20 protein-coding genes are annotated in these 21,457 nt (G+C 60.4%); 11 read left to right on the top strand and 9 right to left on the bottom strand.

Translation table 11 applies throughout. The features are described from left to right. Window positions 1-24: 24 nt before the first annotated feature. A complete protein-coding gene (locus AC1Q6Y_RS06475; protein ID WP_492624217.1) occupies window positions 25-2,028 on the bottom strand; it encodes an aminotransferase class I/II-fold pyridoxal phosphate-dependent enzyme in 2,004 nt (667 codons plus the stop codon). A gap of 157 nt (window positions 2,029-2,185) precedes the next feature. Further along, window positions 2,186-3,604, bottom strand: coding sequence for an MFS transporter (locus AC1Q6Y_RS06480; protein ID WP_492624218.1), 1,419 nt, complete (start codon window positions 3,602-3,604; stop codon window positions 2,186-2,188). A 259-nt stretch (window positions 3,605-3,863) separates the two neighbouring features. Here AC1Q6Y_RS06480 and AC1Q6Y_RS06485 point away from each other — a divergent pair, with 259 nt between their 5' ends. Both AC1Q6Y_RS06485 and AC1Q6Y_RS06490 read left to right on the top strand, forming a co-directional pair. Then, a complete protein-coding gene (locus AC1Q6Y_RS06485) occupies window positions 3,864-4,748 on the top strand; it encodes a LysR family transcriptional regulator (protein ID WP_492624219.1) in 885 nt (294 codons plus the stop codon). 232 nt (window positions 4,749-4,980) lie between these two features. Beyond that, window positions 4,981-5,400, top strand: a complete 420-nt coding sequence (locus AC1Q6Y_RS06490; protein WP_349736731.1) for an organic hydroperoxide resistance protein — start codon at window positions 4,981-4,983, stop codon at window positions 5,398-5,400. 173 nt (window positions 5,401-5,573) lie between these two features. Here the strand turns inward: AC1Q6Y_RS06490 and AC1Q6Y_RS06495 are convergent, their stop codons facing one another. Then, the gene (locus AC1Q6Y_RS06495; RefSeq protein ID WP_090456280.1) at window positions 5,574-6,026 is read right to left on the bottom strand and encodes a cupin domain-containing protein; all 453 of its coding nucleotides are present in this window, start codon (window positions 6,024-6,026) and stop codon (window positions 5,574-5,576) included. 183 nt (window positions 6,027-6,209) lie between these two features. After that, the gene (locus AC1Q6Y_RS06500; protein ID WP_349736730.1) at window positions 6,210-6,725 is read right to left on the bottom strand and encodes a winged helix-turn-helix transcriptional regulator; all 516 of its coding nucleotides are present in this window, start codon (window positions 6,723-6,725) and stop codon (window positions 6,210-6,212) included. A 99-nt stretch (window positions 6,726-6,824) separates the two neighbouring features. On the opposite strand from AC1Q6Y_RS06500, the gene AC1Q6Y_RS06505 reads away from it, so the two are divergent. Both AC1Q6Y_RS06505 and AC1Q6Y_RS06510 read left to right on the top strand, forming a co-directional pair. Then, window positions 6,825-7,457 (top strand): cysteine hydrolase family protein, encoded by a 633-nt coding sequence (locus AC1Q6Y_RS06505; protein WP_154862036.1) that lies wholly within the window; start codon window positions 6,825-6,827, stop codon window positions 7,455-7,457. A 270-nt stretch (window positions 7,458-7,727) separates the two neighbouring features. Continuing rightward, window positions 7,728-8,141, top strand: a complete 414-nt coding sequence (locus tag AC1Q6Y_RS06510; protein ID WP_218496475.1) for a DoxX family protein — start codon at window positions 7,728-7,730, stop codon at window positions 8,139-8,141. A 71-nt stretch (window positions 8,142-8,212) separates the two neighbouring features. On the opposite strand, the gene AC1Q6Y_RS06515 is transcribed toward AC1Q6Y_RS06510, so the two are convergent. Both AC1Q6Y_RS06515 and AC1Q6Y_RS06520 read right to left on the bottom strand, forming a co-directional pair. Continuing rightward, window positions 8,213-8,380, bottom strand: coding sequence for a hypothetical protein (locus AC1Q6Y_RS06515; RefSeq protein WP_407516494.1), 168 nt, complete (start codon window positions 8,378-8,380; stop codon window positions 8,213-8,215). Beyond that, window positions 8,364-8,597 (bottom strand): hypothetical protein, encoded by a 234-nt coding sequence (locus tag AC1Q6Y_RS06520; protein WP_090456285.1) that lies wholly within the window; start codon window positions 8,595-8,597, stop codon window positions 8,364-8,366. The genes AC1Q6Y_RS06515 and AC1Q6Y_RS06520 overlap by 17 nt, the downstream gene beginning before the upstream one ends. 337 nt (window positions 8,598-8,934) lie before the next feature. Between AC1Q6Y_RS06520 and alr the strand changes: the two genes are divergently transcribed. Next, window positions 8,935-10,164 carry an alanine racemase gene (gene alr / locus AC1Q6Y_RS06525; RefSeq protein WP_090456287.1) on the top strand — a complete coding sequence of 410 codons (1,230 nt, stop codon included), beginning with the start codon at window positions 8,935-8,937 and terminating at the stop codon, window positions 10,162-10,164. Window positions 10,165-10,573: 409 nt separating this feature from the next. Here the strand turns inward: alr and katG are convergent, their stop codons facing one another. From katG to AC1Q6Y_RS06540, 3 genes are all read right to left on the bottom strand, one after another. Then, on the bottom strand, window positions 10,574-12,787 hold the full coding sequence (katG, locus tag AC1Q6Y_RS06530) for a catalase/peroxidase HPI (RefSeq protein WP_090456289.1): 2,214 nt from the start codon (window positions 12,785-12,787) through the stop codon (window positions 10,574-10,576). Window positions 12,788-13,099: 312 nt separating this feature from the next. Continuing rightward, window positions 13,100-13,297, bottom strand: a complete 198-nt coding sequence (locus tag AC1Q6Y_RS06535) for a YbdD/YjiX family protein (RefSeq protein ID WP_007976534.1) — start codon at window positions 13,295-13,297, stop codon at window positions 13,100-13,102. A 2-nt stretch (window positions 13,298-13,299) separates the two neighbouring features. Next, entirely contained in the window at window positions 13,300-15,357 is a 2,058-nt protein-coding gene (locus AC1Q6Y_RS06540) for a carbon starvation CstA family protein (RefSeq protein ID WP_492574075.1), read from the bottom strand. A 406-nt stretch (window positions 15,358-15,763) separates the two neighbouring features. On the opposite strand from AC1Q6Y_RS06540, the gene AC1Q6Y_RS06545 reads away from it, so the two are divergent. From AC1Q6Y_RS06545 to AC1Q6Y_RS06570, 6 genes are all read left to right on the top strand, one after another. Further along, a complete protein-coding gene (locus AC1Q6Y_RS06545) occupies window positions 15,764-17,122 on the top strand; it encodes a cache domain-containing protein (protein ID WP_492624220.1) in 1,359 nt (452 codons plus the stop codon). 39 nt (window positions 17,123-17,161) lie between these two features. After that, window positions 17,162-17,794, top strand: coding sequence for a response regulator (locus AC1Q6Y_RS06550; RefSeq protein ID WP_090456295.1), 633 nt, complete (start codon window positions 17,162-17,164; stop codon window positions 17,792-17,794). Window positions 17,795-17,931: 137 nt separating this feature from the next. Beyond that, window positions 17,932-18,294 (top strand): hypothetical protein, encoded by a 363-nt coding sequence (locus AC1Q6Y_RS06555; protein WP_492624221.1) that lies wholly within the window; start codon window positions 17,932-17,934, stop codon window positions 18,292-18,294. A 211-nt stretch (window positions 18,295-18,505) separates the two neighbouring features. After that, complete coding sequence (locus tag AC1Q6Y_RS06560; protein ID WP_007978708.1) at window positions 18,506-19,096, top strand: amino acid synthesis family protein; 591 nt, start codon at window positions 18,506-18,508, stop codon at window positions 19,094-19,096. Between the two features lie 44 nt (window positions 19,097-19,140). Then, window positions 19,141-19,974: an alpha/beta fold hydrolase gene (locus tag AC1Q6Y_RS06565; RefSeq protein ID WP_090456298.1), complete on the top strand. Its 834-nt coding sequence runs from the start codon at window positions 19,141-19,143 to the stop codon at window positions 19,972-19,974. Continuing rightward, window positions 19,971-21,452: an aldehyde dehydrogenase gene (locus AC1Q6Y_RS06570; protein WP_090456300.1), complete on the top strand. Its 1,482-nt coding sequence runs from the start codon at window positions 19,971-19,973 to the stop codon at window positions 21,450-21,452. The genes AC1Q6Y_RS06565 and AC1Q6Y_RS06570 overlap by 4 nt, the downstream gene beginning before the upstream one ends. The last annotated feature ends 5 nt before the right edge of the window (window positions 21,453-21,457 follow it).

Below are 21,457 nucleotides of genomic sequence, written 5' to 3' on the forward strand. Positions count from 1 at the left end.
GTTTTCCCGTCTTTTTATGATGAGTTAGCGAGTCTGATGAGCGTTGACGAATTGTCGGCAACGCTCGCTGCGTGGGTGTACGAACACTTCGTCCGGCGAACCGGTTTCCTCGATCAGCCCTTGGTGCAAAAAGGCGACTTTGGAAGAGACATCGCGTGCGAACGCCATTTCATGAGTCACCAGGATCATGGTCCGGCCTTCTTCGGCGAGGGAGCGGATCACCCGCAGCACTTCCCCGACCAGCTCCGGGTCGAGTGCCGAGGTGGGTTCATCGAACAGCATGACCTTGGGCCGCATGGCCAAGGCCCGGGCGATGGCCACCCGTTGTTGCTGTCCCCCGGAGAGAAACGCCGGGTACTCGTTGCGCTTGGCCGCCAGCCCGACGCGTTCGAGCAGGGCTTCGGCCCGTTCAGTGGCCTCCGCACGGCTTTCACGCAGGACCTGGGTGGGCGCTTCGATGAGGTTTTCCAGCACCGTGCGATGGGGCCAGAGGTTGAAGTTCTGGAACACCATGCCCAGGCTGGAACGGATGCGCACAAGCTGTTTGGCGTCCGACACCAGCGGTGCGCCGGGACGATTCTGGTTAAGGTGAATGCTTTCGCCATCGACCAGGATGCGTCCCTGGTCCGGCACTTCGAGCATGTTGATGCAGCGCAGCAAGGTACTTTTGCCCGAGCCGCTGGCACCGATCAGGGAGATCACTTCGCCCTCGCGGGCGGTCAGGGAAACACCCTTGAGCACTTCGATATTGCCGAAGCGTTTGTGCAGGCCATCGACTTCGATCATGGTCCTGGCCGCGGCCGGTTCGACGGTCGCGGTGCTGGTCACCGTGCCGATCACCGGCCTGGGCGCTTCACCATTGAGTACCTGGACAAAGCCGCGAATACGCTGGCAGGCCTGGGCCAGTCGCTCGTCACTCAGGGTGAATGAAAGCCGCACAAACCCTTGGGCCGGCTCACCGAATGCCTCGGCATCCAGCACCGAGACACCGGCTTCGCGCAGCAGGCGCCAGGCGAACTCCAGCGAGGTCAGGCCGGTGCCGCGCACATCCACCAGCACGAACATGCCGGCATCGGGGTTGAGCACGCTGATGCCCGGGCAATCCGCCAACCCGGACACCACCAGATCGCGGCGCCGACGATAGATCTCGCGCATGCCGTGGGTGACTTCGTCATGGGACTGCACGGCCTTGAGCGCCGCTTCCATGACAAACCCGGGCAGGCCATACAGCATGCTCAACACCAGGGTTTCGACATGGTTGACCAGGGCTTCATTGGCCACGACCCAGCCGATGCGCCAACCGGTCATGGCATGGGATTTGGACAGGCTGCCGATCACCACGCAGCGCTCGGCCATGCCCGGCAACGCTGCCAGGCTTTGGTGTTCACGCTCATAGGCGAGGCTCTCGTAGACCTCGTCCACCACCACCCACAGGTCATGGGCAATGGCGAGGTCGGCGATGGCTTGCAGCTCTTCACGACCCAGCACCACACCGGTGGGGTTGTTCGGGTTGGAGAAGAAAATCGCCCGGGTGCGCGGGGTAATGGCCTTGGCCAACACGGCGGCATCGAGGCGGAAACCCGAGTCCGCCGCACAGGGCACCCGCACCAGCGTGGCGCCGGACGCCTTGAGGGTCGCTTCGTAGGTGACGTACATCGGATCGAAGGCAATCACTTCGTCGCCGGCACCGAGCAGGCACATCGAGGTGGCGAACAAGGCGTTCTGCGCACCTGCCGTGAGAATGACGTTGGTCGCCTGCAGTTCGCGGTCGATCAATTGGCTGTAGCGGCCGGCAATGGCCTCGCGCAGGGCCTGGCGACCGGCGATTTCGGTGTAGTGGGTATCCCCTTCGCGCAGGGCGTGGATGGCGGCATCGGTAATGAAATCGGGAGTGGGGAAATCCGGGTCGCCGACGCTGAGGATGATCACGTCCTCGCCATTGCGCTGCGCAGCGTTGGCCGCGTAGTGGATATCCCAGGCAGCAACGCCTTGGCCACTGATCCGTTCAACAAAGGGTGAAAACCGCATGCCAGTGCCTCGTTCGAATTGAAGAAACGCAAGCCCGCAACCAGCCGGGGGAAGGTGGCCCTCAACATAGTCCAGACTGAACACTCGTTCAACAGAAAACTCGCGAGGCTTCGCGTTCAGCGCAAACAGGTCGCTTTCACGACAGTCGCGCCGTTTTTCAGCACGGCGCGATCAGGCGACGTGAAACGATTTTGCTGACTGCGCCAATCGCCAGGGCGACGAGGATCAGCCCGGCGGCGACCACGAACGTCAGCCGCATTCCCTGTGCGATGGCTTCGGGTTGCGCTTGCAAAACATCGTTGCTGGCCGAACCGAAGGCGAACACTGCGCCCATCACGCTAGCGCCGGTGATCAAGCCAAGATTGCGCGACAACCCGAGCAAACCGGACACCACGCCACGCTGCGGCGTCGCAATATTCGACATGACGGCGGTATTGTTGGCCGCCTGGAACAGCGCGTAACCGGCGGTAATGACCGCCAGTGGCACGATGTAGCCGAGCGCACCAAAGCCCGTCGGCACGGCGGGCAGGATGCAAACGCCGGTCAACATGGCAATCAATCCGAGCATGCTGGATCGATGTGCGCCCAATCCGTCGACCCATCGACCCGCCGGAACCCCGGCCAGTGCGGCGACCAGCGGCCCCGTCGACATCACCAGGCCAACGCTCGCTGCATTCAACGCCAGTGCGCCGGTGAGATAAAACGGCCCCACCACCAGGGTGGCCATGACCACGGTCGTCACCAGCATGCTCATGACGAAACCTGCGCTCAACTGAGGATTGCGGAACATCGTCAGTCGAACCAGCGGTGACTCGGCTGTGCGCTCGACGAACACAAACACGCCCGCCCCGACCATCGCCACCAGCAACAGTGCCGTGTTCAGCGGACCAAAACTGCCACGCCCGAGGGTCATCGCCAGCGCATAGGCCAGCAGTGTCAAGACCAGTACCAGGGTGCCGAGGACATCGAAACCCGCTCGATCCGCCCTTTTCTCACGGCAATCTTTCGGTAAAAAACGATGCGCGAGCCCAATCGCCAAAACACCCAACGGCACATTGACCAGAAAAATCGCCTGCCACCCCAGATTGGCAATCAAAAAACCACCGAGGGTCGGGCCGAGCGATGTGCCAATCGCCGACATGGCGCCGAGCAGGCCCATCGCACTGCCCATTTTTGCCTTGGGCACCGCCTCGCTCACCAGCGCCATGGTCAACGCCATCATGATGGCCGCGCCGATGCCCTGTAAGGCCCTTGCGGCAATCAGCAACCAAAGACTGGCCGCCAGGGCGCACAGGAACGAGGCGACGGTGAACACCGCAATGCCGATTAGCAGCAATCGCCGACGGCCAATGATGTCGCCGAGCCGCCCGACACTGACGATCAACGCCGTGATCGCCAGTAGGTAAGCGAGCACCACCCATTGCACTTGCTGGAAGGAGGCCGAGAACGCTGCGGCCAGTGTCGGTAAACCAACGTTGGCGATGCTGGTGCCCAGGGACGACAGCAACATGGATAACGACAGGCTGGCCAAGGCGCCCCGAATCGATATGGACTTCATTTTCTCGCGACTCCGCAAATAGGTTGTCTCGAGCCTAAGCCCGCACCTAACATGGCGGAAGACGCAGCATTTGCACTTTATACGTGCATACAACGCCACACTCAAAAATGTGGGAGCGAGCCCTGTGGCGAGGGGGCTTGTCGGAACGCCGCACCGCCCCGTTTGAGTGCGTAGCACTCACAAGATCTTTGGTGCATCAGAGATTTTGGGGCTGCTTCGCAACCCAACGGGGGCAAGCCCCCTCGCCACAGGGCTCGCTCCCACAGGAATTGATTCGATGCCAGACCTGAATCTGTTGATCACCCTGAACGTGTTGCTCGAAGAAGGCAGTGTGGCCCGCGCCGCGCAGCGTTTGCGCCTGAGCCCCTCAGCCATGAGCCGGGCGCTGGCGCGGTTGCGCGAAACTACGGGTGATCCGCTGCTGGTGCGGGCCGGTCGCGGACTGGTTCCCACGCCCCGGGCGCTGGAGCTGCGTGAGCGCGTCGGCGCGCTCGTACAGGAAGCCGAAGCCGTCCTGCGCCCCGCCGAGGCACTGGACCTCAATCAACTGGCGCGCACCTTCACCCTGCGCACCAGCGATGGCTTCGTGGAAAATTTCGGACCACCACTGATCGCCCGCCTCCACCAGGAAGCACCCGGTGTCCGCCTGAATTTCGTGCAGAAGCTGAACAAGGACAGCACCCTGCTGCGCGACGGCTCGGTGGACCTGGAAACCGGTGTGATCGGCGAATCGACCAGCCCGGAAGTGCGGACCCGGATGCTGTTTCGCGACCGGTTCATTGGCGTGGTGCGCAAGGGTCATCCACTGGCTCGAGGCGAGATGACAGCGGTTCGTTATGCCGCCGCCCGGCACATCCTGGTCTCGCGTCGGGGCCACGAAAAAGGCGTCATGGACGATGCCTTGAATGAGCTGGGACTGACGCGCGACATCGCCACCATTGTCGCTGGCTTCTCTTCGGCGATTGCTTTGGCGCGGGCTTCGGACCTGGTCGCCAGCGTACCGCAGCGGCACGTCGGCAACCTGTGCCAGGGAATGCATTGCTTTGCCCTGCCGTTCCCCACGCCGGCGATCACGGTTTCGATGCTGTGGCACCCGCGCATGGACGCCGACCCGGCGCATCGCTGGCTGCGCGGTTGTGTGTGGGAGGTTTGCAGTCAATAACACCACCGGGAAACTGAGTGTGGAACGCCAAGCTTGACCGCCACACCCTCCCCAGTCGAAGGCATTCAAGCGGTTTGTATCGAACTGTACTTCCCCCCGGACACCTTACACAGCGATACAAATCCGCCAGGTTCAGGACATATGTGCAGTACATGGAAATGAAAAAGTGTGGCGCATCGGAAAGCGCAGGTTTTCCGAGCATTCCAGCGACCCACTGACAGGAAAAACCACCATGATCAATGCAATCGATACCGTGCTGTACACCGGCAAGACTCACACCACCGGCGGCCGCGACGGTCAGGCGCGCAGCACCGACGGACGTCTGGACATCAAGCTTTCGCCTCCCGGCTCTTCAGGTGCCGGCACCAATCCTGAGCAACTGCTGGCGGCGGGTTGGTCGGCTTGTTTCATCGGGGCGATGGGCAAGGCATCCGTCGCGCTGAACGTGGCCTTGCCGAACGACGTTGCGGTGGATGCCGAAATCGATCTGGGCAAGTCCGAAAACGCTTTCTTCCTTCGAGCCCGTCTGAATGTCAGCCTGCCGGGCCTGGACCCGACCATCGCACGCAAGGTGGTGGAAATGGCGCATCAGACTTGCCCGTACTCCAAAGCGACCCGCGGCAACATCGACGTCGAAATCAATCTGGTTTGACCGATGCAGAAAAGCCTGGCCTGACGTCTTGATACCGGTCAGGCCAGGCTTTTTGAGCACCGCAATTGCTGTAGGTGTAGGAGCGAGCTCGCTCGCGATGGTCTCAAGAGCGCCGCGCATAGCCAGCAAGCGCGCGTTTTCGTTAACGACCATCGCGAGCAAGCTCGCTCCTACTATTCCTTCAGGATCAGCAGCGGTTCGCCTTTCTTCACGATGTAGGTCGCCAGTTCCGAGGCCTTGCCTCCACCCACGTTCTTCGCCACATGGGCGACGCCGTCAGGGATGTACAACGAATCACCGGCCTTGAGCGTCACCGGTGCCCGACCTTCCAGTTGATACTCAAAGGTACCGCTGATCACGTGCGCCACCTCTACGCCCGGGTGAGCATGTTTGGGCGAAGTCACGCCCGGATCGAAGTCCACGAGCACCTGAAGGACTTCGCGATCGGCGGCGCCCAGGTCTTCGCGTACCAGGTCGGTGCGATGCAGGCCCTGCTGCCAGCTTTTCATCGCCGGGGCCGGCTGTGTTTCCTGGGCTTGAGAGAGACTCGCTACAGTGGCGAGCCCTGCGGCGGCCAGAGCCAGACCAAGCTTGCCGAGGGTGTGACGGGTGTGGATACGCAACATTGTCTTTCCTCCAGTTGAACCACGCCAGGCCGCGCCGAAAGTGGCGCGGTGCCGGTGGTTCCATTTGAAGGCCGCCGTGTATCGCCCAGGTGTCGGGAAACGGCGGTTTTGTATGCCCCGGTAACGGCGGGCGTTGCGGATACCTGCGGATACAAACCCGCAACTGCGGGCACGTCGTTGGTCTTATTCCCCCGCCGCCCCGCGACTGCCCTTGAAAGCGTCGCGCCGGGCGCTGCGTTCGGCGACATAGGCGGCACTCGGCTCACTGATCAGGTCCGCGCGGCGCAAGGGCTGCCCGCAATGGGCGCAAAGCGGTCCGAGTCCGGCCGGCTCGCCGCAACTGCGGTGGGTATAGACCACCGCCAGGCCTTCCTCGGGCGACTTGCACCAGGTTTCACCCCAGGCCCGCAACGCCAGGACCACCGAGTAGAACGCGTCGCCTTTTTCCGTGAGGTGATATTCGTAGCGTTTTGGCCGCTCACTATAAGCGCGGCGCTCTACGAGCCCGTCGGCCTCCATGCTCTTCAAGCGCGCCGCGACCATTTGCGGCGTAGCGCCGGTCTGCGCCTGGATGTCATCAAAGCGATGGCTACCCATGAACAACTCCCGCAACACCAGCACCGTCCAGCGGTCGCCAACGATGGCTTCGGCCCGGGAAATCGGACACAGGGTTTCAGAAACGGTTGTTTTCACCGACATGCGGTATTGCCTCTTTCCTAGTTACTATGATTATCATATTAACGTAGATTCTGAGCAACTACACTTCACCATCCACGGATTGCTTTGCGGAGAACCGTCATGCCCAACGCCACCTACCCTCTTGACCGGACTGCCTATCTGCTGGTCGACCCCTACAACGACTTTCTGTCGGAGGGCGGAAAGATCTACCCCTTGATCGAGCCAATGGCCAAGCAAGTCGGCCTGCTCGACAACCTGCGCACGCTTGATCGCACCATTCGCGCGCTCAACATCCCGGTGGTCATCGTACCGCACCGCCGCTGGGAAAAAGGCGACTACGAAAACTGGGATCACCCAAGCCCCACCCAGTGCAAGGTCATGCATATGCATCACTTCGCACGGGGTGAATGGGGCGGCGAATGGCACCCCGACTTCGCGCCGAAGGACGGTGACATCGTCGTGCAGGAACATTGGGGCTCCAGCGGTTTTGCCAATACCGACCTCGATTTTCGCCTCAAGCAAAAGGGCATCACCCACGTGATCATCGTCGGCCTGCTGGCCAATACCTGCATCGAGGCAACCGCCCGTTACGCTCAGGAACTCGGCTATCACGTCACCCTGGTGCGGGATGCGACCGCGGCCTTCAAGCCGGAGATGATGCATTCGGCCCATGAGCTGAACGGTCCGACCTTCGCTCACGCCATCCTGACCACCGATGAACTGGTTGCCGCGCTGGCACAGGCCGGTGAGTGATGCAGTTGACCGGCACCTTGAGGTCTCGCTCCCACCCATCACGCTTGGCGCGCTTATTGATTGCACCGTGGGTGATGCCCTGGGCAGATGCGATCTCACGGGTGGAAAGCAATCCGGCCCGGTAGGCACGTTCAATTGCCTCCCAGTCGGGTTGCTTGGTTGTCATGGGAATCCTTCAGAGTCCTACCAGAAGAGAGTGCGTTGTCGTGCCCAGGCGAACTTCCAGGCGGCAGCTAATATAAAACTGCCCATCACAAAAGGAAGGTAGTCATGAGATACAACCTGTTCGAGAATCAGAGAAACGAGATCATCCTGCTCGCGCGCATCCTTCTGATGATCCTTTTCATCATTTCCGGCTGGAGCAAACTGACCAACTTTGACGGTACCGCTACTTACATGAGCTCTCTCGGCGTGCCCATGCCCATGGTCGCTGCGGGGATTGCGGTCGTCATGGAGTTCTTTGTCGCTATAGCGATAGTCGTGGGTTTCTACACCCGCCCACTCGCATTTCTCTTCGTCTTGTTCGTACTCGGTACTGCTCTAATCGGACATCACTTTTGGACTATGGTTGACCCAGAGCGCGCAGCCAACATGACCCAATATTTCAAGAACCTCAGTATCATGGGCGGTTTGCTGCTGCTGGGCATTACTGGTCCTGGCAAGTATTCGATTGATGGCAGATAGCTTCGCGAACATCACTCGAGCCTTCCCGGTATCCGCGGCACAATTTGCTAATTCGCGAAACGTGTCGCGAATTAGCTCTCGTCTGCCTTTCGCTCAGCCCAGCGCTTGCCAAGCTGACGAGCCTGCTCTACGCCGAGCACGCCGATGAAGCCAGCCGTTGCGAATGACCAGGCAATGCTGAAGCCGAACTCATTCACCGTCAGGCATGAGAGGCCGACCCTCTTAGCTTTCACCATCATGCACAGTGACCCTAACTCCCGTAGCGACAATCTCGTACTCAGTTTCGGAAATTTTATTCACGGCACCACCAAATTGCATTTCGAAATGCTTCAGACCTTCATGTCGAACCATGCCGTTTGGCGAGCGCTCAATGGTCTCGTCCTGATAGATGTTAATCACGTATTCCAGGTTATCTGTGCCAACCCCAACTATTTTTCCAACATATTTATCTGCCATGTCCGAACTCCTTGCGTGAAATCTCAAAGTAGCTGGTGCAGGCAGATGAATCCACAGCATTGAACAGTTCACTTCACCATGATGTTGGTCTGCACCTGAGCGTGCAGGCGAGTGACGTTGGTCATGCCCTCTCCAATGTCGCGACATGAATTTCTGTTGTGCGGTAACCGTTCTGGCGACAAACCTTCCTGATGCCATCGCTTGGGGTCAAGCTGAGCGCGAACAAATTCCTTACATGTTTTTACATCTTCGAACCCGGCGTACAACGGCAACTTACATCGCCTTCCAATAATCGGCACCGGAATAATAAAAAGACCGATTACATGGAGAGTTTCAGATGCCCTTTACCCGTACTGTTCTAGCGTTGTCCCTCGGCCTGGTTTTTTTACAGAGCAATGCCCAGGCGGCGGCGCCGCTGTCGCTCGCTAACGGCAACTCCGAGCTGACTGCGCAAATCAGTAATGCCTGGATAGAAATCAATAAGACCGCGTTAGAGCACAATATCCGTACCCTGCAAGCCGAGCTCGCCGGCAAGTCGAAACTCTGTGCGGTACTGAAAGCCGACGCTTATGGTCATGGTATCGGGTTGGTGATGCCTTCAGTGATCGCGCTGGGTGTACCGTGTGTGGCGGTCGCCAGTAACGAAGAGGCGCGAGTGGTTCGCGAAAGCGGCTTTAAAGGCCAGTTAATCCGTGTTCGCACCGCCTCCCTGGGGGAGCTGGAAAATGCTCTGCAGTACAACATCGAGGAACTGGTTGGCAACCTCGATTTCGCCCGCCAGGCGGCCGATCTTGCACATAAACACGGTCGCAAACTGCAGGTGCACATCGGTCTCAACTCAAGCGGCATGAGCCGTAACGGCGTGGAAATGGCTACCGAGCAGGGTAAACAAGACGCGCTGGCGATCACCAAACTGCCAAATGTCGAAGTGGTTGCGATCATGACCCACTTCGCCGTGGAGGATAAGGACGACGTACGCAAGGGCCTGGCAACCTTCAACGAACAAGCGGCCTGGCTGATGGACGTGGCCCAGCTCGATCGCAAGAAAATCACCCTGCACGCGGCCAACTCCTTCGCCACCCTGGAAGTTCCCGAATCGCGCCTGGACATGGTGCGCACGGGCGGCGCGTTGTTTGGCGATACCGTCATCTCGCGCACTGAGTATCGGCGCGTGATGCAGTTCAAGTCGCATGTGGCCTCGGTCAATAGCTATCCCGCTGGAAACACCGTGGGTTACGACCGTACATTCACCCTGTCACGTGATTCGAAACTGGCCAACATCACGGTCGGTTACTCCGATGGTTATCGCCGCGTGTTCACCAATAAAGGCGTGGTGTTGATCAATGGTCATCGCGTGCCGGTGGTGGGCAAGGTTTCGATGAACACCGTGATGGTCGATGTCACGGATGCACCCGACGTCAAGGCGGGTGATGAAGTAGTGCTGTTTGGCAAACAAGGCGCAAGCGAAGTCAGCCAGGCTGAAGTCGAAGAGATCAACGGTGCGCTACTGGCCGACCTCTATACCGTCTGGGGCAGCGCCAACCCGAAAATACTGGTCGAGAAGTAATCCCGCCATTATCGTAAATCACAGGGCGCGATCATTCGGGCACAGCTTTGCCGAGCGCTGACAAGCTCCAATGTAGGAAAGGGACTGACAGGAGAGAGCTCGCTTTCTCTTGTCGGAAGGTGACCATCATGCCTTGGCCAGACACTTGCGATTCGCGAAACGTGTCGCGACTTACTTGGCTCGCCGATCGATCCCACCGGGCGTCTTGTCACAGCGCAAGTCGTATTGGTTTGAAGCTGTGTGGATTGCAGGGTGCATTCGAGCAGATGAACGGGCAACAAAAAACCCGGCACGGTGGCCGGGTTTTTGTGTTGAGTGTGTGTATCGATCATAGCTTGCAGGAACCACATTAAAACTACCCATGCCAGCCCACCAAACATCAACAACCAGCGTTATGACAACATCCCCTCTAGACAGTGCGGTTTAAGTCGAATCGGTCCAGGTTCATCACTTTGGTCCACGCAGCGACGAAGTCCTTGACGAACTTCTGCTGCGCATCGGCGCAGGCATAGACTTCAGCCAACGCACGCAACTGCGCATTGGAACCAAAGACCAGGTCAACCCGCGTCCCCGTCCACTTCACTGCACCGGTTTTGCGATCACGCCCTTCATACTCTTGCTGGGCATCCGACACGGGCTTCCACTCCACGCCCATATCCAGCAGGTTGGTGAAGAAGTCGTTGGTCAAGGCTTCCGGACGCGTGGTGAACACACCGTGTTTGCTCTGGCCGACATTGATGTCCAACCCGCGCAGGCCACCCAGCAATACCGTCATTTCCGGCGCACTGAGCGTCAGCAGTTGTGCCTTGTCGATCAGCAATTTTTCGGCCGGTACACGGTACTGTTGCTTCAGGTAATTACGGAAGCCGTCGGCAATCGGTTCAAGGAATCCGAAGGACTCGACATCGGTCTGTTCCTGGCTGGCGTCCATGCGTCCCGGGCTGAACGGCACCGTCACACTGTGGCCGGCGTTTTTCGCAGCCTGTTCGACACCCGCGCCACCGGCGAGCACGATCAGGTCGGCCAGGGAGATTTTCTTGCCATCGGTTTGCGCGCTATTGAACTCGTTCTGGATGCCTTCGAGTTTGGCCAGCACATTGGCCAGTTGCTCTGGCTGGTTGGCCTCCCAGGACTTTTGCGGTGCCAGGCGCAGACGCCCGCCGTTGGCACCGCCGCGCTTGTCGGAGCCACGGAAGCTGGAAGCCGCCGCCCAAGCTGTAGATACAAGCTGCGAGACCGACAGGCCGGACGCCAGCACCTTGCTTTTCAGGCCCGCCACGTCACTGTCATTGACCAGCGGATGATCGACGGCAGGGATCGGGTCTTGCCACAGCAGTTCTTCGTTCGGCATTTCCGGGCCGAAGTAGCGTGAGAGCGGACCCATGTCACGGTGAATCAGCTTGTACCAGGCACGGGCGAAGGCGTCGGCCAACTGGTCTGGATTGGCCAGGAAGCGCCGCGAAATCGGTTCATAGATCGGGTCGAAGCGTAGCGACAGGTCCGTGGTCAGCATGGTCGGATCGCGCCGTTTGGACGGATCGTGTGCATCCGGAATGGTGCCGGCACCCGCGCCGTTTTTCGGCTTCCACTGGTTTGCCCCCGCCGGGCTCTTGGTCAGTTCCCATTCGTAACCGAACAGGTTCTCCAGGTAGTTGTTGCTCCACTGGGTTGGCGTGGTGGTCCAGGTGACTTCCAGGCCGCTGGAGATGGTGTCGCCACCTTTACCGGTACCGAACGTGCTCTTCCAGCCCAGGCCCTGCAGCTCGAGGCCGGCGGCTTCGGGCTCAGGTCCGACATGATCGACGGGACCTGCACCGTGGGTTTTGCCGAAGGCGTGACCGCCCGCGATCAGCGCGACGGTTTCCTCATCGTTCATTGCCATGCGCGCAAAGGTTTCACGGATATCTATCCCGGCGGAAACCGGATCGGAGTTGCCTTCAGGGCCCTCCGGGTTTACGTAGATCAGGCCCATCTGCACGGCTGCGAGGGGGGTTTCCAGAGTGCGCTCTACGGGATTTTGCCCGGCATCCTTGCCATAACGCACGTCGCCACCCAACCACTTGCCTTCAGCCCCCCAGTAGACGTCTTCGTCCGGTTCCCAGACATCGGGGCGGCCAGCGGAAAAACCAAAGGTCTTGAAGCCCATGGATTCCAGTGCGACGTTGCCGGCGAGGACGATCAGGTCGGCCCAGGAGATTTTGTTGCCATACTTTTGCTTGATCGGCCAGAGCAGCCGACGGGCCTTGTCGAGGCTGACGTTGTCCGGCCAGCTGTTGAGGGGTGCAAAACGTTGCTGGCCGGAGCCGGCGCCACCCCGGCCGTCACCGGTGCGATAGGTGCCTGCGGCGTGCCAGGACATGCGGATAAAGAAAGGCCCATAGTGACCGAAGTCCGCCGGCCACCAATCCTGGGAATCGGTCATCAGCGCAGTCAGGTCGTTTTTCAGCGCCTGGAAGTCCAGGCTCTTGAAGGCTTCGGCGTAGTTGAAGTCGCCTCCCAGCGGGTCAGACTTGGGCGAGTGTTGACTCAAGATCTTCAGGTTCAGTTGGTTCGGCCACCAATCGCGGTTCGTCGTGCCACCGCCAGCGGCGTGATTGAACGGGCATTTCGATTCAGTTGACATGGCATCTCCTCTTGATTTTGTTTTCAGCTAACCACCTTTGAGCGTGGCTCCGGATCACCGATTGATGAAATAGCTTTTCGGTATGGGATCCATAGCCTTGAGGCTATGACAGCCCCGCGATCAGTCGCTCCAGACCCTCCATTAAAGTCCCGGTCGGGGAAACTGTCGCTTCATCTTTGGAGATAGCTGATAAACAGTTCAAATCAGTAACGAGTTGCACAGTGGATGAGCAGCATTGGCTGCAAGGACGTTGTCATCAGGGCATTCCTGTATTCAATAAAAAACCGGCCTTTCAGCCGGTTTTTATGTCACTCAACAGCACTTCGGTCCGGCTTTACTCCCGTAACGGGCCTCCTGGCGCTCGCGGAAGAACGCCTCGTAGTCCATCACCGGTTTGTCCGGGTGCTTGGTCTGCATATGCTCGACGTAGTTGTCGTAGTCGGGCATGCCGACCATCAGGCGCGCGGCCTGACCGAGGTATTTACCGAGGCGACTCAGGTCATTGAACATGATCAGGCATCCGGCAGCGCTTGATATGGCGCTTCTTTATCCGTGCGTTCCTTGGTGCCCCAGGCAGCGATGCCGACCTTGAGCGCAAAGAACAGGATGCTGAACACCACGAACAGGAACAGCGCAGTCAGGGTCGCGTTGGTGTAGGCGTTGAAGATCACATGCTGCATCTGGTCGATGCTCTTGGCCGGGGCCAGCACCTGACCATTGGCCAGCGCATCGCTGTATTTCTTGGCCAGGGCCAGGAAGCCGATCGCCGGGTTTGCATCGAACAGCTTGATGAAGCCGGCGGTGGTGGTGCAGATCAGCAGCCATACGGCCGGCAGCAAGGTCACCCACACATAACGCTGGCGCTTCATCTTGATCAGCACCACGGTGCCGAGCATCAGCGCGATACCGGCCAGCATCTGGTTGGAGATGCCGAACAGCGGCCACAAGGTGTTGATGCCACCCAGTGGATCGATCACGCCCTGGTACAGCAGATAACCCCACATGGCCACGCAGCCTGCGGTGGCCACCAGGTTGGCGGTCCAGGATTCGGTGCGTTTGAGCGCCGGGACGAAAGAGCCGAGCAAGTCCTGGAGCATGAAGCGACCGGCACGGGTACCGGCATCCACTGCGGTGAGGATGAACAGCGCTTCGAACAGGATCGCGAAGTGGTACCAGAACGCCATGGTGTTCTCGCCCGGCAGAACACTGTGCAGGATCTGCGCGATCCCGACCGCCAGGGTCGGCGCACCACCGGCACGGGCCAGGATGGTGGTTTCACCGATGTCATGTGCCACCGCTTGCAGGGCTTCCGGGGTAATGGCGAAGCCCCAGCTGCTGACGGTTTGCGCAACGGTCACCGCATCGGCACCGACTACAGCGGCCGGGCTGTTCATGGCGAAGTACACACCCGGATCGATCACCGACGCGGCAACCATGGCCATGATGGCGACGAACGACTCCATCAGCATGCCGCCGTAACCGATGTAACGGGCATGCCCCTCACTGGCGAGCAGCTTGGGCGTGGTGCCGGAAGCAATCAGCGAGTGGAAACCCGAGACCGCGCCACAGGCGATGGTGATGAACAGGAACGGGAACAGACCGCCCTTCCAAACCGGACCGGTGCCGTCGACGAACTGGGTCAGGGCCGGCATTCTCAGCTCGGGCATGGTCACCAGAATGCCGATGGCCAGGGCAACGATGGTGCCGATTTTCAGGAAGGTGGACAGATAGTCACGGGGCGCCAGGATCAGCCACACCGGCAATACCGCCGCGACAAAACCGTAACCGATCAGCATCCAGGTGATCTGGATACCGGTAAAGGTAAAGGCTTTGGCCCACACCGGATCCGCGGCAATCTGCCCGCCGAGCCAGATCGAGCCCAGCAGCAACAGCACGCCGATCACCGAGATTTCACCAATGCGACCCGGGCGGATGTAGCGCATGTAGATGCCCATGAACATCGCGATCGGGATGGTCGCCATTACCGTGAAAATGCCCCAAGGGCTTTCGGCCAGGGCCTTCACCACGATCAGCGCCAGCACCGCGAGGATGATGATCATGATCAGGAAGCAGCCGAACAGTGCAATGGTGCCGGGGATGCGGCCCATTTCTTCACGGACCATGTCGCCCAGGGAACGACCGTTGCGGCGGGTGGACATGAACAGGACCATGAAGTCCTGCACGGCACCGGCCAGTACCACGCCGGCGATCAGCCACAGCGTGCCGGGCAGGTAGCCCATCTGCGCCGCCAATACCGGGCCGACCAGCGGACCTGCACCGGCAATGGCCGCGAAGTGGTGACCGAACAGGACATGTTTGTTGGTCGGCACGTAGTCCAGACCATCGTTATTGAGCACAGCCGGAGTGGCTCGATTGGGGTCGAGTTGCATCACTTTGTTGGCGATGAACAGGCTGTAGTAGCGGTAGGCAACGAGGTAGATGGCGACGGCTGCGACTACGATCCACAGGGCGTTGATCGCTTCGCCGCGGCGCAGGGCCACGACACTCAGCGCAATCGCTCCCAGGACAGCCACGGCAAACCAGGCGAGGTGTTTAGCCAGACGGGGCATAGCGTGTCTCCTGCCGACAGCCAGTGACTGCGGCGGTAATTTTTATAATTGTGTCCGCAGTGCGGAGCTGGCCCAATATCTGCGCATGTCGTCCACAAATAAATCCGCGTTACTACGTACGTGGCGTCTACGTAGTTCTACGTAGACGACGCCGATCTCATGTGGGTTCACCACCGGACCCGGGGGCCATCCCCGATCAAATGTGGGAGCGAGCTTGCTCGCGATAGCGGGCTGTCAGACACATCAATGTTGAATGTGCCGCCCTCATCGAGAGCAAGCTCGCTCCCACAGGTTCTGTATTTCAACTGAATGGCATCCCGGCCGCCGGTCATTCCGTCCAGCAACGCTACTGGCCGAACACCTCTTTGGCATATGATCCCGAGCCTTCGCGCGGGCAGGAGTCAACATGCAGCTCAAACACAAGATCGTCGCCCTCGGGATTCTGCCGCTGGTGCTGGCCATTGCCGTCATCTGCGCGCTGGTGATTTCCCTCAATCGCCAATTGGGCGATCAGCAGGCACAACTGATCGAAGACAGCATTCTGGCGAGCAAGCGCGCGGAGCTGAAAAACTACGTGGAAATGGCCCAGAGCCTGATCGCGCCGCTGTACGACGACGGCCACGGCGATGCCCGTGCCCAACAACAAGTGCTGGAAGAACTGCGCAAGCTCAGCTTTGGCATCAACGGCTACTTCTTCGTCTACGACCACGAAGGCCGCAGCCTGATGCATGCGCGCCAGTCGGAACTGGTGGGCCAATACCTGTGGGACATGAAAGATCCCCACGGCCTGCCGGTGATCCAGGCGCTGCTCAAAAGCGCGCAATCGGGCGAAGGTTTTCAACGCTATGCCTGGAACAAACCCTCCTCCGGCCAGGTGACCGACAAGCTCGCCTACGTGGTGATGCTCGATCGCTGGGGCTGGATGCTCGGTACCGGCATCTACCTCGAGGATGTCGAACGCGCCACTCAGCAGGCCCGTGCCGAAGTGGCCATGGGCATCCGCAAGACCATGATGGCGATTGCCGTGGTCGCCCTCGTCGCGGTGCTGTTCGTATTCGCCACCGGCATGACCCTCAACGTCAGCGAACATCGGCTGGCGGACAAGAAACTGCAGCGCCTGACCCAGCGCATCGTCAGCCTGCAGGAAGAGGAACGATCACGGGTGTCCCGCGAGTTGCACGACGGCATCAGCCAGGTGCTGGTCTCGATCAAGTTCCAGTTCGAACTGGCCAGCCACCTGCTGGAACGCGGACAGGCCCCCGACAAGGGCTTGAGTACGCTGAAAGACGCCACCGAGCGCCTGGGCGATGCCATCGGCGAAGTCCGCAGCCTCTCCCATGATCTGCGCTCCTCCCTGCTCGACACCCTCGGCCTGCCAGCGGCCATCGGCCAATTGGCTGCCGAATTCGAACAGCGCAGCGGGCTGACCGTGACCTATGACGAAAATGAATTCGACTGCCAATTGGTCGACGGCGCGGCTGTTTCGCTGTTCCGAATCGTCCAGGAAGGCCTGACCAATATTGAACGCCACGCCTGGGCGAAGAACGTGTCCATTACACTGCGCGGCTGCGACGAGTCCGTGCGGCTGACGGTGGTCGACGACGGTATCGGTTTCAACGTCGCCCAGGTCGAACGTCGTCAGGCTGGCATTGGCCTGCGTAATATCCGCGAACGCGTCGAACATTTTGGCGGGCGCTTCGAATTGATCTCGATGCCGGGCAGAAGTGAGCTGGACGTACTGTTGCCAATGAAACCAGACGCATAACGCTGACCCGGCCCAAAACTAAAAGAGTGAATAGCTGCGATGAACCTGCCCTCCCCGATCCGCGTCGCCCTGGTCGACGATCACTCCCTGGTCCGCGACGGCATCAAGGCGCTGCTGGCCGTGATGTCGCCCCTGGAAATGGTCGGCGAAGCGGAAAACGGCGCCGCGGCCATCGAGATGGTCGGACGTTGCCAGCCGGACCTGCTGCTGGTCGACATCAGCCTGCCGGACATGAACGGCCTGGAACTGACCCGCGTGCTGCGCAGCCAGTACCCGTCGCTCAAGGTGCTGGTGCTGAGCATGTACGACAATTACGAATACGTCAGTGAATCGGTGCGCTCCGGTGCCAGCGGCTACGTGCTGAAGAACGCCCCGTCACGGGAAATCATCGCCGCCATCGAGGCCATCACCAGCGGGGGAACCTTCTACAGCGCGGAAATCGCCCAGCGGCTGATCGCCGACAGGAACACCGACAACGAACTGACCCCAAGGGAAAGCCAGGTGTTGTCGAAGATGGCGCAGGGGTTGAACAACAAGGAAATGGCCCGGGAACTGGACATCAGCGTGCGCACGGTGGAGACACACCGCTTGAGCATCCGGCGCAAGCTCAACATCGACAAGCCGGCGGCGCTGGTCAAGTACGCCATCGATCACGGGCTTATTTCCCGCTAGTACCGCTCCCACAAGAGGCATCGAATCCACCATTGACTGCGTCGATAGTCACCATTGATTCAATGAAGTTCTCTTAAAAAATCCACGGCGTAACATCTGCTCCATACCAACCCATCAGCACCCCGGAGCACACCATCATGAAACGCCAAACCCTTCTCGGCATCGCTTTCTCGGTTTTCGCAGTTAACGCTTTCGCCGCTACCGCCGCTCAACCTGTGGTCGCTGAAGGCGGCTCGGATCGTCTGATTGAAAGCCGTGTGGCCGAGGGTGGTTCCGATCGCCTGATCGAGAATCGTGTCGCCGAAGGTGGTTCGGATCGCCTGCTGGAAAAACGTGTTGCCGAAGGCGGCTCCGACAAGCTCCTGCAAAACCGCGTCGCTGAAGGCGGCTCCGACAAACTCCTGCAAAACCGCGTCGCTGAAGGCGGTTCCGACAAACTGCTGCAAAACCGTGTAGCCGAAGGCGGTTCGGATCGTCTGATCGAAAGTCGCGCTGTCTGAATGCAGTGCTTTACCGCAGGACTCGACGAAAAACCCGGCCTCATCAGCCGGGTTTTTTTACGTCTTTTATAAGTCCTTCCCGCCACGCATAGCGCCTCGCCCGCCCCCCTTTTATCGCCATCCAGCCAGAAACTCCGTTCGGGGACTTGTGCTTCCGGTATTATGGTATACCATCAGACGCACAGACACCCAAACCTCTACGGAGCAGCTCATGAGTTTCGAAATCCGCAAGATCGTCAGCTATGTCGAAGAAACCTTTATTGAAGGCGGCAAAGCCACCGATAAGCCTGTGACCATGGTCGGTCTGGCCGTGGTGATGAAGAACCCCTGGCTGGGCAACGGTTTCGTCGAAGACCTGAAACCACAGATCCGCGCCAACTGCTCCGACCTCGGCGCACTGATGGTCGAGCGTCTGGTGGGCATCATTGGCGGCGCCGAGAAAATCGAGGCGTACGGCAAGGCTGCGGTGGTCGGCGCCGATGGCGAAATCGAACACGCTTCGGCGGTGATCCACACCCTGCGCTTCGGCAACCATTACCGCGAGGCGGTCAAGGCCAAGAGCTACCTGAGCTTCACCAACAAGCGCGGCGGCCCGGGCACCTCGATTCAGATCCCGATGATGCACAAGGACGACGAAGGCCTGCGCTCGCACTACATCACCCTGGAAATGCAGATCGAAGACGCGCCGCGTGCCGACGAAATCGTCGTGGTCCTGGGTTGCGCCGACGGCGGCCGCCTGCACCCGCGCATCGGCAACCGCTACATCGACCTGGAAGAACTGGCTGCCGAAAAAGCCCAGTAACCGGCCAGCAGAACGACAACAAGAAGGCATTGCAGGAGCGCTCCATGATTCGGCTCACCGCTGAACTCACCCCGGCTGGCACCAGTTACCTGGCGACCGGCCAAGGCCAGCCCGTGGTCTTGATCCACGGCGTGGGCCTGAACAAAGAAATGTGGGGCGGCCAGATCGTTGGCCTGGCCACGAAGTACCGCGTCATCGCCTACGACATGCTCGGCCATGGCGCCAGCCCGCGACCGGAGAACGGTACGCAACTGCTCGGCTATGCCGACCAGTTGCTGGAGCTGCTCGACCACCTGCAATTGCCCAAGGCAACGGTGATCGGTTTTTCCATGGGCGGGCTGGTGGCGCGGGCCTTTGCCCTGCACTACCCGCAACGCCTGGAAGGCCTGGTGGTGCTCAACAGCGTGTTCAACCGCAGTGCCGAACAGCGTGCCGGGGTCATCGCCCGCACCAGCCAGGCTGCCGAACACGGACCGGACGCCAATGCCGAAGCCGCACTGTCGCGCTGGTTCAGCCGTGAATACCAGGCCGCGAACCCGGCGCAGATCGCCGCGATTCGCCAGACCCTGGCCGGCAATGATCCCCAGGGTTACCTGACCACATATGAACTGTTCGCCACCCAGGACATGTACCGCGCCGACGACCTGGCCAGCATCCAGGTGCCGACGCTGATCGCCACCGGCGAACTGGACCCCGGCTCAACCCCGGAAATGGCCCGGCAACTGGCCGAACGCATTCCCGGCGCGACCGTTGCCGTACTCGCCGAGCAACGGCATATGATGCCGGTAGAGTCGCCACGCCTGGTCAACCAGCTGTTGCTGGAGTTTCTGCAGACCGCGCACTCCAAACAAAACCAGATCAAGGGGATCGTTGCATGACACTCGCACGCTTCCAGATGTGCATCGGCGGTGAATGGGTCGATGCCCTGTCCGGCAAGACCTTCGAAAGCCTCAACCCGGCGTTGGCCGAACCCTGGGCTGAACTGCCCGATGCCGACGAAGCCGATGTCGAGCGTGCCGTGCAGGCTGCGCAGACGGCTTTCGACAGCCCGGCATGGCGCGGTTTGACGGCCACCGCTCGCGGCAAATTGCTGCGACGCCTGGGCGACCTGATCGCCGAGAACAAAGAACAACTGGCGCAGCTCGAAAGCCGCGACAACGGCAAGCTGATCCGCGAAACCCGTGGCCAGGTCGGCTATTTGCCGGAGTTCTTCCACTACACCGCAGGCCTGGCGGACAAGCTCGAAGGCGGCACCCTGCCGCTGGACAAGCCGGATCTGTTTGCCTACACCGTGCACGAAGCCATGGGTGTGGTTGCCGCGATCATTCCGTGGAACAGCCCGCTGTACCTGACCGCGATCAAACTCGCCCCGGCGCTTGCCGCGGGCAACACCATCGTGATCAAGCCGTCGGAACACGCTTCGGCAACGATTCTTGAACTGGCGCGCCTGGCACTGGAAGCCGGGATTCCGCCGGGGGTGGTCAACGTCGTCACCGGTTACGGCCCAAGCACCGGCGCCGCCCTCACCCGCCATCCGCTGATCCGCAAGATCGCCTTCACCGGCGGCGCGGCGACGGCTCGGCATGTGGTGCGCAGCAGTGCCGAGAACTTTGCCAAGCTGTCGCTGGAACTGGGGGGCAAATCGCCGAACATCATCTTCGCCGATGCCGACCTCGACAGCGCGATCAACGGCGCCATCGCCGGGATCTATGCCGCCTCCGGGCAAAGCTGCGTCTCCGGTTCGCGCTTGCTGGTGCAGGACGAAATCTACGATGAGTTCGTCGGTCGTCTGGTGGAACGCGCCAAGCGCATCCGCATTGGCAACCCGCAGGACGACAGCAGCGAAATGGGCCCGATGGCCACCGCACAGCAACTGGCCGTGGTCGAAGGCCTGGTGGCCGATGCCATCGCCGAAGGCGCGCGCCTGCGCCTGGGCGGCAAGCGTCCAGAGAATCTGGGTGACGGCTGGTTCTACGAACCGACGCTGTTCGAGTGCGACCGCAATTCGATGAAGATCATGCAGGAAGAAGTCTTTGGTCCGGTGGCTTCGGTCATCCGTTTCAAGGACGAAGCCCAAGCGCTGGCAATTGCCAACGACTCGCAGTTCGGCCTCGCCGCCGGCATCTGGACCCGCGACCTGGGCCGCGCCCATCGCCTGGCCCGGGACGTGCGTTCGGGGATCATCTGGGTCAACACCTACCGCGCGGTCTCGGCCATGGCGCCGATCGGCGGCTTCAAGAACAGCGGCTATGGACGCGAAAGCGGCATCGATTCGGTGCTGGCCTACACCGAGCTGAAAACGGTGTGGATCAACCTGTCCCAGGCACCGATGCCTGATCCCTTCGTGATGCGCTAGGAGTC

Source organism: Pseudomonas sp. GW823-FHT06E10 (assembly GCF_058794995.1).

Bases quoted from the DNA above. Each gene is read 5' to 3' on its own strand.
- AC1Q6Y_RS06490 (WP_349736731.1), top strand. From the start codon at position 4,981: ATGATCAATGCAATCGATACCGTGCTGTACACCGGCAAGACTCACACC.
- AC1Q6Y_RS06555 (WP_492624221.1), top strand. From the start codon at position 17,932: ATGAAACGCCAAACCCTTCTCGGCATCGCTTTCTCGGTTTTCGCAGTT.
- AC1Q6Y_RS06485 (WP_492624219.1), top strand. From the start codon at position 3,864: ATGCCAGACCTGAATCTGTTGATCACCCTGAACGTGTTGCTCGAAGAA.
- AC1Q6Y_RS06500 (WP_349736730.1), bottom strand. From the start codon at position 6,725: ATGTCGGTGAAAACAACCGTTTCTGAAACCCTGTGTCCGATTTCCCGG.
- AC1Q6Y_RS06550 (WP_090456295.1), top strand. From the start codon at position 17,162: ATGAACCTGCCCTCCCCGATCCGCGTCGCCCTGGTCGACGATCACTCC.
- alr (WP_090456287.1), top strand. From the start codon at position 8,935: ATGCCCTTTACCCGTACTGTTCTAGCGTTGTCCCTCGGCCTGGTTTTT.
- AC1Q6Y_RS06505 (WP_154862036.1), top strand. From the start codon at position 6,825: ATGCCCAACGCCACCTACCCTCTTGACCGGACTGCCTATCTGCTGGTC.
- AC1Q6Y_RS06510 (WP_218496475.1), top strand. From the start codon at position 7,728: ATGAGATACAACCTGTTCGAGAATCAGAGAAACGAGATCATCCTGCTC.
- AC1Q6Y_RS06565 (WP_090456298.1), top strand. From the start codon at position 19,141: ATGATTCGGCTCACCGCTGAACTCACCCCGGCTGGCACCAGTTACCTG.
- katG (WP_090456289.1), bottom strand. From the start codon at position 12,787: ATGTCAACTGAATCGAAATGCCCGTTCAATCACGCCGCTGGCGGTGGC.
- AC1Q6Y_RS06540 (WP_492574075.1), bottom strand. From the start codon at position 15,357: ATGCCCCGTCTGGCTAAACACCTCGCCTGGTTTGCCGTGGCTGTCCTG.
- AC1Q6Y_RS06535 (WP_007976534.1), bottom strand. From the start codon at position 13,297: ATGTTCAATGACCTGAGTCGCCTCGGTAAATACCTCGGTCAGGCCGCG.
- AC1Q6Y_RS06570 (WP_090456300.1), top strand. From the start codon at position 19,971: ATGACACTCGCACGCTTCCAGATGTGCATCGGCGGTGAATGGGTCGAT.
- AC1Q6Y_RS06495 (WP_090456280.1), bottom strand. From the start codon at position 6,026: ATGTTGCGTATCCACACCCGTCACACCCTCGGCAAGCTTGGTCTGGCT.
- AC1Q6Y_RS06475 (WP_492624217.1), bottom strand. From the start codon at position 2,028: ATGCGGTTTTCACCCTTTGTTGAACGGATCAGTGGCCAAGGCGTTGCT.
- AC1Q6Y_RS06515 (WP_407516494.1), bottom strand. From the start codon at position 8,380: ATGATGGTGAAAGCTAAGAGGGTCGGCCTCTCATGCCTGACGGTGAAT.
- AC1Q6Y_RS06520 (WP_090456285.1), bottom strand. From the start codon at position 8,597: ATGGCAGATAAATATGTTGGAAAAATAGTTGGGGTTGGCACAGATAAC.
- AC1Q6Y_RS06545 (WP_492624220.1), top strand. From the start codon at position 15,764: ATGCAGCTCAAACACAAGATCGTCGCCCTCGGGATTCTGCCGCTGGTG.
- AC1Q6Y_RS06560 (WP_007978708.1), top strand. From the start codon at position 18,506: ATGAGTTTCGAAATCCGCAAGATCGTCAGCTATGTCGAAGAAACCTTT.